We start from the raw sequence: 13,961 nt of genomic DNA on the forward strand, positions 1-13,961 counted from the left end.
GCGGCGGCTACAGGTTGCCGCGCTTCTCCTGCTCCCGCTCGATCGCCTCGAACAGGGCCTTGAAGTTGCCCTTGCCGAAGCCCATCGAGCCGTGGCGTTCGATGAGCTCGAAGAAGACGGTCGGGCGGTCCTGGACGGGCTTGGTGAAGATCTGCAGCAGGTAGCCGTCCTCGTCCCGGTCGACGAGGATCTTCAGTTCGCGGAGCGTCTCCACGGGCACCCGCGTCTCGCCCGCCCATTCGCCGAGGGTGTCGTAGTAGGAGTCGGGCGTGTCCAGGAACCGGACGCCGCCCGCCTTCATGGTGCGCACGGTCTCGACGATGTCGTTCGTGTTCAGCGCGATGTGCTGGACGCCCGCGCCGCCGTAGAACTCCAGGTACTCGTCGATCTGGGACTTCTTCTTGGCGATGGCCGGCTCGTTGATCGGGAACTTGACCTTCAGGGTCCCGTCGGCGACGACCTTGGACATCAGCGCCGAGTACTCGGTCGCGATGTCGTCGCCCACGAACTCCTTCATGTTCGTGAAGCCCATGACCTTGTTGTAGAACGCGACCCACTCGTTCATCCGGCCGAGTTCGACGTTGCCGACACAGTGGTCGATGGCCTGGAAGGTGCGGCGGGCGGGCGGCGCGACGATCGGCTCGGCGGCCACGTACCCGGGCAGGTAGGGGCCGTCGTAGCCGGTGCGCTCGACCAGGGTGTGCCGGGTCTTGCCGTACGTGGCGATGGCCGCGAGGACGACCGTGCCGTGCTCGTCCTTCAGCTCGTACGGCTCGGCGAGCGGGCGGGCGCCGTGCTCGACGGCGTACGCGAAGGCGGCGCGCGCGTCCGGGACCTCGATGGCGAGGTCGACGACGCCGTCGCCGTGCTCGGCCACGTGCCCGTCGAGGAAGCGGCCCCAGTCGGTGGCGGCCTTGACGACGGAGGTGAGGACGAAGCGTGCCGAGCCGTTGGTGAGGACGTACGACGCCGTCTCGCGGCTGCCCGTCTCCGGTCCGGAGTAGGCGACCAGCTGCATGCCGAAGGCGCTGGAGTAGTAGTGCGCCGCCTGCTTGGCGTTGCCCACGGCGAAGACGACCGCGTCCATTCCCTTCACCGGGAAGGGGTCTGCCTCGCGCGCGGTGCTGGGGGTGTGGTGGGTTGTCTGAGTCATGGCCGCAGCGTCGCTCCGTTCCGCAAGGTGCGCAATAGTCTGCGAATCGACTGGGCAGTCTGTCCGGAGAAAGGCCCGTAGGATCGGGCGTTCTGTACAGGATGACCACCCCGGAGGCCCGCGTGGCGATCGATCATCTGGACGGTCGGCTCATCGTGCTGCTGGCGCGGGAGCCGCGCATCGGCGTGCTGGAGATGTCCCGGCGCCTCGGCGTCGCGCGCGGCACGGTGCAGGCCCGCCTCGACCGGCTTCAGTCGAATGGAGTCATCCGGGGGTTCGGCCCCCAGGTCGACCCCGCGGCCCTCGGGTATCCGGTGACGGCGTTCGCCACCCTGCAGATCCGGCAGGGGCAAGGTGCCGACGTGCGGGCGCACTTGGCGACCGTGCCCGAGGTGCTGGAGCTGCACACCACGACCGGCAGCGGGGACATGCTGTGCCGGCTGGTGGCCCGCTCGAACGCCGATCTCCAACGGGTGATCGACCGGGTCGTCGGTTTTGATGGCATCGTCCGGGCCTCCACGGCGATCGTCATGGAGAACCCCGTTCCGCTGCGGATCATCCCGCTGGTGGAGCAGGCGTCGGGAGACTCCTGACGCGGGGGCCGAGCCCGGCGGTGCGCCGTCGTGAGGGGTGAGGCCCGTGACTTTCTGGGAGTACCTGAGCAGTCGCCACCAGCAGCTGCTCACCGACGCGTACCAGCACGCGAGCGCCGTCTTCCAGTGCATGGTCGTCGCGACGCTCATCGGCGTGCTCATCGGCGTGGTCACCTACCGCAGCGACTGGGCGGGCAGCCTCGCGACCACCACCACGTCCACCATCCTGACCATCCCGTCCCTCGCCATGATCGGTCTGCTGATCCCCGTCGTGGGCCTCGGTGTGCCGCCGACCGTGATCGCGCTGACCCTCTACGGGCTGCTGCCGATCGTGCGCAACGCGATCGTGGGCCTGCGCGGGGTCGACCCGTCGCTGGTGGACGCGGCCAAGGGCATCGGGATGTCCCGGGCCGCCCGGCTGCTGCGGGTGGAGCTGCCACTGGCCTGGCCGCCCATCCTCACCGGCATCCGGGTCTCCACCCAGATGCTGATGGGCATCGCGGCCATCGCGGCGTACGCCTCGGGGCCGGGCCTCGGGAACGAGATCTTCCGCGGCATCGGTTCGCTGGGCAGCAAGAACGCGCTCAACCAGGTACTCGCGGGCACGCTCGGGATCATCATCCTGGCGCTCCTCTTCGACGCCGCGTACGTCCTCGTCGGACGGCTGACCATCCCGAGGGGGATCCGTGTCTAGGACCACCGACACCGCGACCGCGCCGCCAGGGACGCGGGACGCGCCGGCCACCGGCGCCACGATCGAGCTGGAGAACCTCACCAAGCACTATCCCGGCAGCCGGGAACCCGCGGTCGACAGCGTCAACATGGAGATCAAGGCGGGCGAACTGGTCGTCTTCGTGGGCCCGTCGGGCTGCGGGAAGTCCACCACGCTCAAGATGATCAACCGGCTGATCGAGCCGACCGGCGGCCGGATCCGCATCGGCGGCGAGGACGTCACCCACATGGATCCGGTGAAGCTGCGCCGCAAGGTCGGCTACGCGATCCAGGCCTCCGGTCTCTTCCCGCACATGACCGTCGCGCAGAACATCGCGCTCGTGCCGAGGATGACCGGCTGGTCCAAGCAGCGCATCAGGGCGCGGGTGGAGGAGATGCTCGACCTGGTCGGCCTCGACCCGGGCGAGTTCCACGGGCGCTACCCGCGTCAGCTCTCCGGCGGCCAGCAGCAACGCGTCGGCGTGGCCCGGGCGCTGGCGGCCGACCCGCCGGTGCTCCTGATGGACGAGCCGTTCGGCGCGGTGGACCCGATCACCCGCGACCACCTCCAGGACGAGCTGATCAGGCTCCAGCACGAACTGCACAAGACGATCGTCTTCGTCACCCACGACTTCGACGAGGCGATCAAACTGGGCGACCGGATCGCCGTCCTGCGCGAACGCTCGCACATCGCGCAGTTCGACACCCCGGAGGCGATCCTCACCAACCCGGCCGACGACTTCGTCTCCGGTTTCGTGGGCGCCGGCGCCGCCCTGAAGCGGCTCAACCTGACCCGGGTACGGGATGTGGAGATCACCGACTATCCGACGGTCACCGTGGACGACCCGCTCCAGGACATCTTCAACAGGCTCCGGTCGAGCGGTACGAACGAGATCCTGCTCCTCGACAAACGCGGCCGCCCCTACAAGTGGCTGCGCCGCGGCGACCTGATGCGCGCACGGGGCTCGCTGGCGCGGGCGGGCACGCTGGTGCACGACACGGTGACCCGGGACGCCACCCTGCGGGACGCGCTGGAGGCCGTGCTCACGGACAACGCGGGCCGGGTCGCGGTGACCGGGCGGCGCGGCGAGTACACCGGCGTCGTCGACATGGAGACGCTGATGAACTCCGTGCACGAACTCCTGGAGGCGGACCGGCTGGACGCGATGGAGCACCAGCACGAGCTGGAGGAGGCCCGCGTCCAGCAGACCCGCCACGACCAGGAGGGCGCCGAGGGCGGGGAGACGCGAGCGTGAACGGGCCGAGGACGCCCGCGGACCGCCGCCCCGAGGGCGAGCACGAGGTCAAGGGACTCGCCTTCCGCGACGACGCCGCAGCCGCCGGGGAGGCCGAGGACGCGGTGGACGGCGGTGGTACGGCCGGGCGCGACGCCGGGGTCGCCGCTCCCCCGTCGCCCGCCGCCACCCGCCGCCGCGTCACCTGGCAGAAGCTGACCTTCCTGCCCGCCGTCCTGGTGGCCGTCCTGCTCGCCACCTGGCTCTGGTTCCGGCAGGCCGACCTGGACCCGATCTCGAAGAACGCCCTGGCGGCCGGCCTGGTCGCCAAGGCCCTGCGTCAGCACATCCAGCTGACCGTGATCTCCACGTTCTTCGTACTGATCATCGCGATCCCGCTGGGCATCCTGCTGACCCGCAGGGCCTTCCGGAAGCTGGCCCCCCTCGCCATGACCTTCGCCAACATGGGGCAGGCCACTCCGGCGATCGGTCTGCTGGCGCTGCTCGTCATCTGGCTCGGCACCGGGCAGCGGTCGGCCCTGATCGGCATCACGATCTACGCCATCCTGCCGGTCCTGTCCAACACGATCGCGGGTCTCAAGGCCAACGACCCGACGCTCCTGGAGGCCGCCCGGGGCATCGGCATGTCCTCCGTGGGCGTCCTGTCCCGCGTCGAGCTCCCGCTGGCCGTCCCGCTGATCCTCGCGGGAGTGCGCACCGCCCTCGTGCTGAACGTCGGTACGGCGACCCTCGCGACCTTCGGCGGCGGCGGCGGGCTCGGCGTCCTGATCACCACGGGGATCACCACCCAGCGGATGCCGGTCCTGGTGCTCGGCTCGATCCTGACGGTCGCACTCGCGCTCCTGGTGGACTGGCTGGCCTCGCTCGCCGAACTGCTGCTGCGGCCCCGCGGACTGGAGGTGGAGTCATGAGGCGCGCGTGTCTGCTGCCGGCCGGACTGCTGGTGCTTGCCTCCGCCTGCGGGCTGACCAGCGGCTCCCCCATGGTCGACGACGTCGAACCCGGCTCGATCGGGCAGGGCCGCCCGCTCGACGGCGTCGACCTGACCGTCACCTCCAAGGAGTTCACGGAGCAGCTGATCCTCGGAGCGATCATGGGCATCGCCTTCGAGGCGGCCGGCGCGGAGGTCCTGGACCGCACCGGCATCCAGGGCTCCATCGGCTCCCGGGAGGCCGTCAGGAACGGCGACGCGGACGCCGCGTACGAGTACACGGGCACTGCCTGGATCACGTACCTCGGCAACAGCGACCCCATCGGCGATCCGGACAAGCAGTGGGAGGCGGTCCGTTCCGCCGACAGGAAGAACGGCGTCACCTGGCTGCCGCCGTCCGCCCTCGACAACACGTACGCGCTCGCGATGAACCAGGGCAACCTCAAGAAGTACCGGACCACCACGCTCTCCGGGGTCGCCGCGCTCAGCAGGAAGGACCCCCGGGCCGTCACGCTGTGCGTGGAGAGCGAGTTCGCCAACCGGGCCGACGGGCTGCCCGGCATGGAGAAGGCGTACGGCATGAGCGTGCCCGCGGCGAACGTCACCCAGATGGACACCGGCATCATCTACACCCAGGTCGCGAAGGGCAGCTGCACCTACGGCGAGGTGTTCACGACCGACGGGCGGATCAAGTCGATGAACCTCGTGGTGATGAAGGACGACAAGGGCTTCTTCCCGCACTACAACGCGGCGCCGATGATCAACACGAAGACGCTGGAGAAGTATCCCGCCATCGCCGGGGTCCTGGACCCGATCACCAGGAAGCTGAACAACTCCATGGCCCGGGCGCTCAACGCCAAGGTGGACGTGGAAGGGCAGGACCCGCACGAGGTGGCCCTGGACTGGCTGACGCAGGAGGGCTTCGTGAAGCAGAACTGAGGGCTAGGGCCTGGGGCCCGGGCGGTGGATCCTCAGCCGGGGCTCCGTCGCCGGGCTACGGCGCGGGGCTGCGGCGCGTGGCTGCGGTGCCGTCGGTCGGTGCGGGCCCGGATCAGCAGCTCGGGACCCGGCCCTTGCCCTTCTCCAGCGCGACCAGGGAGCCGACCGCGCCCTTCAGCGTGGTCACGGGGATCAGCCGCAGCCCCTTCGGCAGGTCGGTCCTCGCGTCCGCGCACTCGGCCTTCGGCACCAGGAACACGGTCGCGCCGTCCCGCCGGGCGGCCTGCGTCTTGAGGGCCACGCCGCCGACCGCGCCCACCTTGCCGTCGGCGTCGATCGTGCCCGTACCGGCGACCGTGCGGCCGCCCGTGAGGTCGCCGCCGCTGCCGTCGCCGTCCAGCTTGTCGACGATGCCGAGCGAGAAGAGAAGTCCCGCGCTCGGCCCGCCGACGTCGGCCAGCTTCAGCGTGACGTCGACGTCCTTCTCGTGGAGATACGAGAGCGCGGCCTCGGTCGCGGTGTTCTGGGACTCCTTCATCTGCTCGGCGTTGTGCCGCTCGATCTCCCTGGTGCTGTCCCCGCTCGGGTAGACCGAGTCCCGCGGCATCACCGCCCGGTCGGTACGGAACCAGCTGTCGACGACGTCGCCGAGGCCCACGTGCGTGTCCGGGCCGGTCGCCTCGATCGTCGTCATACGGAGCTGGCCGTTCGTCCTGCGCGCCGTGGCGCCGGTGATCGTGATCACGGGGTCGCCCTTGTTCTCCCCGAGGACGTCCGCCGTCATACCGGGCTGCGCCAGGGAGAACGGCAGCGGCGCGAACACCGCCGTGGCGAGCAGGGCCACGACGGGTACGGCGCAGACGGCGAGGGCCTTGGGGCGCGGGAGACGAGAGAGCACGGGGTCAATCTAACGTGAGGGCACGTTTCGCCCGGGGCGGGTGGCCGGGAAACGCCTGCGGGCGACGGCGCCGACGGCGTCCTCAGTCAGGTCGGCGCGGGGCGTCCGCCGACCTCCCCGGGCGGTCGGCGCGGGACGTCCGCAACCTCCCCGGGCGGTCGGCGCGGGGCGTCCGCGACCTCCCCGGCCGAGTCGGCGCGGGACGTAGGCGGCCTGCCGGCCGGTCAGCTCAGGGCGTCGGCGGCCTGCCGGCCGGTCAGCTCAGGGCGTCCGTGGCCTGCCGGCCGGTCAGCGCAGGGCGTCGGCGACTTCCCTGGCCGCGTCGACCACCCGCGGCCCCACCCGTTCCGGGACGGAGTCCGCGAGCATGACGACACCGACGCTGCCCTCGACCCCGGTCACCCCGATGAGGGGCGCGGCGGCTCCGCTCGCTCCCGCCTCCAGCTCCCCGTGGGTCAGCGTGTACCCGGGCTCGGCCACCGGCGCCTTCCGGGCGGCCAGGATCGCGCGGCCCGCGGCACCCCGGTCCAGCGGATGCCGGAAACCGGCGCGGTAGGCGACGTGGTAGTCCGTCCACGTCGGCTCCACGACGGCGACGGCGAGCGCCTCGCTCCCGTCGACGAGGGTGAGGTGAGCGGTCGCCCCTATGTCCTCCGCCAGCGCCCGGAGCGCCGGCAGCGCGGCCTCGCGTACCAGCGGATGCACCTGGCGGCCCAGGCGCAGCACACCCAGTCCGACCCGGGCCCGGCCGCCCAGATCACGTCGTACGAGAGCGTGCTGCTCCAGGGTGGCGAGCAACCGGTACACAACGGTCCGGTTCACGCCCAGCTTGTTCGAGAGTTCGGTGACGGTCAGCCCGTGATCCGTGTCGGCGAGCAGCTTGAGGACACGCAGTCCCCGGTCGAGCGTCTGGGAGGTCTCCGCGGTCACGACGCCCACTCCTTCGTGGTGAGGGCCGGCGGACCCCTGCACGGCGGTTGCGTCACCGGTCCCGTCGGCGACGCGCCTCAGAGGCCGCCGGTCGGCAAGCGACCCGGGGTGTCCCCGGGCGGAGGCGCTTCACGGCTGCGCTCCGCGGCGGCGCTGCCACGGGGCGTGTGCGTAGCGGGACAGTAGCGAGCCGGTCCGCTCAGCGGAAGGCTCCGTCCAGAATCCGGGCACCGCTCGCCGCGCGGCGGCTCGGTTTGCCCCGGTACGCACGGCGTGCGCACGCCCCACGCACCCCCACACGACGTGCGCACCGTCGGCCGCAGGGAGCGCCCGGGGGTACGGCGACCGCACCCCTCTCGCCCTCGCACCCGTACCCGCGCCCGCGTCCGGCGTCCGGCGTCCGCACTGCGGTCGCCGTGGCCCCGTGGGGCTCAGCGCATGCGCGTGGCCCACTCCTGGACCTTGGCGATGCGCTGGCGCAGCTGGCCGGGCGTGGCCTCGGCGCTCGGCGGGCCGCCGCACACCCGCCGCAGTTCGGTGTGGATCACCCCGTGCGGCTTGCCGCTCTGGTGGACGTACGCACCGACCATCGTGTTGAGCTGCTTGCGGAGCTCCATCATCTCCTTGTGGGAGACGACCGGCCGTCGCTCCGCGGGGAGTTCGAGGAGGTCGGCCGCCTCGTCCGGCTTCTTGCGGCTGTGCGCGATCTGCCGGGCCTGCCGCTTCTGCAGCAGCATCTGGACCTGGTCGGGTTCGAGGAGGCCCGGGATGCCGAGGTAGTCCTGCTCCTCCTCGCTGCCCGGGTGGGCCTGCATGCCGAACTCGGCACCGTCGTAGAGGACCCGGTCGAAGACGGCGTCGGACTCCAGCGCCTCGAAGGGCAGCATGTCCTGCTCGCCGGTGTCCTCGTCCTCCTCGCGGTTCGCCTCCTCCATCTCCTTCTCGGACTCGGCGTACGGGTCCTCCTCGCCCTCCTTCTTGGGCTTGTCGAGGACGTGGTCGCGCTCGACCTCCATCTCGTTGGCGAAGCCGAGGAGGTCGGGGATGGTGGGCAGGAAGACCGAGGCGGTCTCGCCGCGCCGCCGGGACCGTACGAAACGGCCCACGGCCTGCGCGAAGAACAGCGGTGTCGAGATGGTGGTGGCGTACACCCCGACCGCGAGACGGGGGACGTCGACGCCCTCGGACACCATGCGGACGGCGACCATCCACCGGTCGTCGTTCTGGCTGAACTCGTCGATGCGGTTCGAGGCGCCCGTGTCGTCGGAGAGCACGACGGTCGGCTTGCTGCCGGTGATCTCCCGGATCAGTTTCGCGTACGACCGGGCCGAGTCCTGGTCGGAGGCGATGACGAGCCCACCGGCGTCCGGGATGCCCTTGCGCACCTCGGTCAGCCGCTGGTCGGCAGCGCGCAGCACGCTCGGCATCCATTCGCCGCGCGGGTCGAGGGCGGTACGCCAGGCCTGGCTGATCGCGTCCTTGGTCATCGGCTCGCCGAGGCGGGCGGCGATCTCGTCGCCCGCCTTCGTCCGCCAGCGCATGTTGCCGCTGTAGGAGAGGAAGATGACGGGCCGCACGACGCCGTCGCCCAGGGCGCTGCCGTACCCGTACGTGTAGTCGGCCGAGGACCGCCGGATCCCGTCGTTCCCCTCCTCGTAGGTCACGAAGGGGATGGGGTTGGTGTCGGACCGGAACGGCGTACCGGTGAGGGCGAGGCGGCGGGTGGCCGGCTCGAACGCCTCCAGGCAGGCCTCACCCCACGACTTGCTGTCTCCCGCGTGGTGGATCTCGTCGAGGATGACGAGCGTCTTGCGCTGCTCGACACGGTTGCGGTGCAGCATGGGCCGCACGCCGATGCCGGCGTAGGTGACGGCGACGCCGTGGTAGTCCTTGCCGAGCGGCCCCGCGCTGTACTCGGGGTCCAGCTTGATCCCTATCCGCGCCGCCGCCTCCGCCCACTGCTTCTTCAGATGCTCGGTGGGCGCGACCACGGTCACCTGCTGCACGACATGGTGGTGCAGCAGCCAGGACGCGAGCGTCAGCGCGAAGGTCGTCTTGCCGGCCCCGGGGGTGGCGACGGCGAGGAAGTCGCGCGGCTGCTCCTGGATGTACCTCTCCATCGCCCCCTGCTGCCAGGCACGCAGCTTGTTCGCCGTGCCCCAGGGGGCGCGGCCCGGAAAGGCAGGTGAAAGGTGGTGGGAGGTGGAGGAAGAGGCGGCGGTGGTAGTCACGGTCTCCGGGGGTGGTCGATCCGAGGGCGCCGTCCGCTGCGCGCGTCGGTGGGGCTGCGGTGACGACGTGCGGACGACTCGGCTACGTATGACAACCGGGCCACCCTACCGGCGCCCCGGGCGTGTCCACGCGCGGACGGTACCCGGTCACCGTCCGATGGGACTCACGTCACAGCCGGCGCGGCGGGGAGCGCGGCTCACGGCCGCCCGTCCGTGCTCTCCTTCAGCCGGGTGGTCACCCAGGCGCCCGCCAGGGCCACCCCGGCCATCGGCAGGAACACGGCGGCGAAGGCGGCCGGGTGGGACCCGGTGACCTCGCCCGCGGTGTGCGTGACCGTGCCGCCGCCCAGGGCGGCGAAGGCGGCTCCGCCCGCGGCGAGCAGGATCACGTTGGACAGGCCGTCGGAGATCTGGAGGGCGGCGGAGTTGGCGCCGGCCTCCTCGGGGGCGGAGAGGTGGAGCATCAGCACGCTGCTGGAGGAGATCACCAGGCCCATCCTGAAGCAGCCGAACCCCCAGGCGACGGCGACCGTCCACACCGGGACGGACTGGATCAGCACACTCGGGGCGGCGGCGATCGCGGCCGACACCAGCAGCATCCCGGAGAACATCAGCCGTTCCCGGTACGGCTCCACCCGCGGCCTGGACTGCACGAAGGAGCCCAGTGCCCAGGTCGCCCCGCCCGCGGCGAGCGAGAACCCGGCGAGCGTCGGTGACAGCCCCCGCTGGGTGACCAGCATCAGCGGCACGAAGGACTCGGCGGCGATGAAGGAGCCGGCCGCGACCCCGCGCAGCAGCACGACGGACGGCAGCCCGCGGGCCGCCCGGTAGGTGCCGGCCGGGAGGAGGCCGAGCACGGCGGGGACGAGGAGCGCGGCTCCGGCGGCTCCGGCGGGGAGCGCGAACCACCGCCCGTCCTCGCCCGACGCGGCCTGGGCGGCGTACTGGAGGAGCCCGGCGCCCAGGGAGATGCCGAGGGCCAGCCGGATGCGCCGGCGGTCGAAGGGGGCGGGGACCGCGCCGCCCGCCGGGCCGGACGCCCGGCGACGTATCTGCGGGAGGGCGAGCGCGAGCGGGAAGACGACCAGGGCCGGTATCCCGACGAAGACCCAGCGCCAGCCGAGGTGCTCGGTGACCGCGCCCGAGGCGAGCGGGCCGACGACGGACGGGATCACCCAGCTCGCCGCGAACGCCGCCATGATGGCCGGCCGCAGCCGCTCCGGGTAGGCGCGGCCGACGACCACGTAGAGCGCGACAATCACGAGGCCGCCGCCGAGGCCCTGCACCGCCCGCCCGAGCACGAACAGCCACATGGCACCGGCCGTCCCGGCCAGCAGCAGGCCGGCCGCGAAGGCCCCGATCCCGGCGGCGAGCGAGGCCAGCGGTCCGGCGCGGTCCGACCACTGCCCGGCGAACACCATGCCGAACAGGCTCGTGGTGAAGTACGCCGAGAACGCGAAGGCGTACAGCGACAGACCGTCGAGCTCGCGGGCGGCGACCGGCATGGCCGTGCCGACCGCGGTCGCCTCGAAGGCGATGAGCAGCACGACGGAGACGATGCCGATACTGAGCGCCCGGTGCTCCCGGCTCAGCACGCCACCCTCGGGGACGGGCTCGCGGGGTCCGCCCCCGGCATCCCGCCCGGCCTGGACCTCGGCCTCGGCCTCGGGGAGCACGACGGGGACGGGCACGTGGGCGACGCCGCTGTCGCCGGGTTCCAGGACGGTCATGCAGCTCAGGGTAAGGGGCACGAACCCGGATGACCCCTGTCGGAGGTCGCTGACCGGCTACGCCCTTGGTCGTACGCCCGGGGCACGCACGGTCGAGCGTCCGGGCACGCGGGGCCGTACCTCCGGACACGCGAAGCCGTACCTCCGGGGCACACACCCGGCCACGGCGCCGTTCGTGAACGGCGTGTGGCAGTCGCGTTGCGCCCCCCGCGTTCCCCTTGAGCCCCCACCCGGCCCCGCCCTACGGTCATCACACCAGCCCGGAACAAGCACCTCGTTCCCGACCTGGCCGTGTGCCCGAGTGGTTCAGGGACTCGCCTGCAAAGCGGGTTACGCGGGTTCGATTCCCGCCACGGCCTCCACGTCCTGTCCAGGCGGCACAGCAGGCCGGCACCCTCGAAGGGTGCCGGCCCACCTGCCGTCCCGCGCGTCCCGCTCCCCGCCCCAAGTGCCCTTACGCCGCCGCGGTCAGCGAGCCGTTACGAACGTCACCAGAAGTTGGGGGCGTTCACCCGGCCGGCGTTGCGGACCAGGCCCGTAGCGGGATCGACGATCAGGACATGGACCGAGCGGTAATCGGACTGGGTGCTGTTCCTGGTGGCGAAACCGTCCAGTTGACCGCTGCCGTCCGCTCTCAGCGGGAGAGAGGACTTGCTGTACGCGTGCGTGGCGGAGTCGAAGCTCCAGACGTCGACGAGCCGGTTCGGGGTGAATCCCGAACCCCAGACGTGCAGTTGCCCCTCCCACCGGGCGTTCGTACCGTTCGCGGGAAGGCCCGTCGGGTCCGCGTACCCGTAGACAGCGTTCGCATTTTCGTTCCACGTGTATGTGCGCGTGGGTGGAGGGACGCAGACGTGATCCGAAGGCCGTGATTCACGCCAGACATACCCCTGCGTACAGGTGTCGTCTCCGTAGGCCCCTCCGCCCGGCTGGACGCGAGACGCGGCCGCGGCATTGTCCTGCGAGGCCCTCGTCCTCACCCCCGGCGGCACGCACACGTAGTCGCCCGGTACGGCCTCTCGCCACACGAGACTCGTCGCGCACGTGTAGGGGCCGTACGGCAGGGCCGGGCTCGTCACCGGCGAATCGGCCTGTGCGGCAGGAGCCCCCAGCAGGGTTCCTGCCGCGAGGGCCAGGGAAGCGAACAATCCGTTGCCACGCCGGTACGACCTACGCACTCGCAGGTCCCTTCGAGGGCAGTGTGTTGCGATGCTCATGCGCTTCTCCCGTTCCGACGGCTCGCCCTGTCCGGGCGGAGGGGACCATCAGCTGAGGCGGGAATGCGGACCAGATTCACACGAATGCGACGGTGCCTGCGACTGCGGCGTTCATCCAGCGATCCGAAATCGTGTCCCGCACACCAGAACAGCACGAGCGCAGGGTCCCTGCAACCGAAGTGCCCGACGAACGGGGATCAGGCCTCTGCGCGCCTCGCCGGAGTCCGTGCACCGCCCGAACGACCGCCCCGGCACGCGGCTTTGGGCGGCACGCTCAGCGAGCCGTCGTCGGCAGTGCGTCTCTCGTGGTGCGGGTGAGGGACGCTGCCAGGGGTGCGGGCGGGGTCGCCAGGCCGTGGGTTCTGGTGAGCGTCCGCACGCGGTGCAGCAGCCAGACGCTGAACGCGAGCGTGGAGACGTCGGCGTTCAGCGGGCGGAGCGTCAGGTCGGACTCGGTCCAGGCGAGAACCGCGCCCGTGGTGCCGTCGACCACCAGGCCGGTGTCCTCGGTCAGGTGGCCCAGCCGGATCAGCCGGTCCGCGCCCGCCGCGAGGCCGTCGTCGGAGAAGCCGCCGGGACGCCGGCCCGCGCCGTACTCCGCGAGTGTCGGCAACGCCACCTCCGTGTCGAGCCCGAACAGAATGCCGTCCTCGGGAAGCCCCGTCTCCCGCAGGAAGCGGCGGGTCGGACCGTGCGTCAGCGTGGACGGGAAGTCGACCTCCTCGAAGCGCACGATCCCGCCGACGCCGAACTCCTGGTCCAGCAGCCGCCGCGGCAGGTCCAGGACGAGACCGGCGCCCGGCCCCGCGATGCGGGCGAGGGGGCGCACCAGCGCGGCCGCCTTCCAGTAGGGCGGAACGCCACCGGCTCCCGCGCCCCGCTCGAAGACCGCCGTCAGCTGCGCGGACGCCCGCTCGACCGCCCGCGGCCCGAACCGGGCCTCCAGGGAGGCGAACTGCCCGCGAGCCGCGGCCAGTTCCTCGGTCGCCGCCGCGAACCGCAGCAGCACCTCCAGCGGCGGCGCCGACGGGGAGAGACCCATGAGGGCGGGGTCCCGGTGGAGAGCCGTGCCGCCGACCCGGCCCGGCGTCCCGTCCAGGACGATCGGCTCGAGCCCCCGCTCGCAGGCCCGAACGGCCCCGGCGACCAGCTGGTCCCGCAGCTCGGCGGAGAGCGCGGCGACGTCGTCGGCCAGCTCCGCCACTCCGCGCTGCTCCGCCCCGACCAGCGCGCCGAGGCCCAGCAGGGCCCCCTCGGCCGGCAGACCGGGCTTTGTCGGCAGACGCCGGGGCGGCGCGAGCGTGACGTACGGATCGAGCTCGTCGTCGGTCAGTCCGATCGCACCGCCGACAACGGTGTCAGTCGTGATCAT

General features: G+C 71.8%; 12 protein-coding genes and 1 tRNA gene. 6 read left to right on the forward strand and 7 right to left on the reverse strand.

The window, feature by feature from the left end; genetic code table 11:
• Nucleotides 1-7 precede the first annotated feature (7 nt).
• Nucleotides 8-1,153, reverse strand: coding sequence for a 4-hydroxyphenylpyruvate dioxygenase (hppD, locus tag ACFYP4_RS07815; RefSeq protein WP_358851394.1), 1,146 nt, complete (start codon nt 1,151-1,153; stop codon nt 8-10).
• A 122-nt stretch (nt 1,154-1,275) separates the two neighbouring features.
• Here hppD and ACFYP4_RS07820 point away from each other — a divergent pair, with 122 nt between their 5' ends.
• From ACFYP4_RS07820 to ACFYP4_RS07840, 5 genes are read left to right on the forward strand one after another with little or no spacing between them, the layout of a single operon-like run.
• Nucleotides 1,276-1,746, forward strand: coding sequence for an Lrp/AsnC family transcriptional regulator (locus ACFYP4_RS07820; RefSeq protein WP_355791329.1), 471 nt, complete (start codon nt 1,276-1,278; stop codon nt 1,744-1,746).
• Nucleotides 1,747-1,792: 46 nt separating this feature from the next.
• Complete coding sequence (locus tag ACFYP4_RS07825; RefSeq protein ID WP_358851395.1) at nt 1,793-2,440, forward strand: ABC transporter permease; 648 nt, start codon at nt 1,793-1,795, stop codon at nt 2,438-2,440.
• Nucleotides 2,433-3,713 carry a betaine/proline/choline family ABC transporter ATP-binding protein gene (locus tag ACFYP4_RS07830; protein ID WP_388783689.1) on the forward strand — a complete coding sequence of 427 codons (1,281 nt, stop codon included), beginning with the start codon at nt 2,433-2,435 and terminating at the stop codon, nt 3,711-3,713. Before ACFYP4_RS07825 ends, ACFYP4_RS07830 begins: the two co-directional genes overlap by 8 nt.
• A complete protein-coding gene (locus ACFYP4_RS07835) occupies nt 3,710-4,624 on the forward strand; it encodes an ABC transporter permease (RefSeq protein ID WP_358851397.1) in 915 nt (304 codons plus the stop codon). Before ACFYP4_RS07830 ends, ACFYP4_RS07835 begins: the two co-directional genes overlap by 4 nt.
• Nucleotides 4,621-5,583 (forward strand): glycine betaine ABC transporter substrate-binding protein, encoded by a 963-nt coding sequence (locus ACFYP4_RS07840; RefSeq protein ID WP_358851398.1) that lies wholly within the window; start codon nt 4,621-4,623, stop codon nt 5,581-5,583. Before ACFYP4_RS07835 ends, ACFYP4_RS07840 begins: the two co-directional genes overlap by 4 nt.
• 112 nt (nt 5,584-5,695) lie before the next feature.
• On the opposite strand, the gene ACFYP4_RS07845 is transcribed toward ACFYP4_RS07840, so the two are convergent.
• From ACFYP4_RS07845 to ACFYP4_RS07860, 4 genes are all read right to left on the reverse strand, one after another.
• Nucleotides 5,696-6,481 carry a S16 family serine protease gene (locus tag ACFYP4_RS07845; RefSeq protein ID WP_358851399.1) on the reverse strand — a complete coding sequence of 262 codons (786 nt, stop codon included), beginning with the start codon at nt 6,479-6,481 and terminating at the stop codon, nt 5,696-5,698.
• A gap of 288 nt (nt 6,482-6,769) precedes the next feature.
• A complete protein-coding gene (locus tag ACFYP4_RS07850) occupies nt 6,770-7,411 on the reverse strand; it encodes a helix-turn-helix domain-containing protein (protein WP_358851400.1) in 642 nt (213 codons plus the stop codon).
• A 431-nt stretch (nt 7,412-7,842) separates the two neighbouring features.
• On the reverse strand, nt 7,843-9,642 hold the full coding sequence (locus ACFYP4_RS07855; RefSeq protein WP_358851401.1) for a DEAD/DEAH box helicase: 1,800 nt from the start codon (nt 9,640-9,642) through the stop codon (nt 7,843-7,845).
• Between the two features lie 197 nt (nt 9,643-9,839).
• The gene (locus ACFYP4_RS07860) at nt 9,840-11,372 is read right to left on the reverse strand and encodes an MFS transporter (protein WP_388783695.1); all 1,533 of its coding nucleotides are present in this window, start codon (nt 11,370-11,372) and stop codon (nt 9,840-9,842) included.
• A 287-nt stretch (nt 11,373-11,659) separates the two neighbouring features.
• Here ACFYP4_RS07860 and ACFYP4_RS07865 point away from each other — a divergent pair.
• A tRNA-Cys gene (locus ACFYP4_RS07865) sits at nt 11,660-11,734 on the forward strand.
• 126 nt (nt 11,735-11,860) lie between these two features.
• Here ACFYP4_RS07865 and ACFYP4_RS07870 read toward each other — a convergent pair.
• A complete protein-coding gene (locus ACFYP4_RS07870) occupies nt 11,861-12,589 on the reverse strand; it encodes a hypothetical protein (RefSeq protein ID WP_388783698.1) in 729 nt (242 codons plus the stop codon).
• Nucleotides 12,590-12,863: 274 nt separating this feature from the next.
• Nucleotides 12,864-13,961 carry an SUKH-4 family immunity protein gene (locus tag ACFYP4_RS07875; protein WP_388783701.1) on the reverse strand — a complete coding sequence of 366 codons (1,098 nt, stop codon included), beginning with the start codon at nt 13,959-13,961 and terminating at the stop codon, nt 12,864-12,866.

Origin of the sequence: Streptomyces sp. NPDC005551, assembly GCF_042871785.1 — a bacterium.
Classification (GTDB): domain Bacteria; phylum Actinomycetota; class Actinomycetes; order Streptomycetales; family Streptomycetaceae; genus Streptomyces.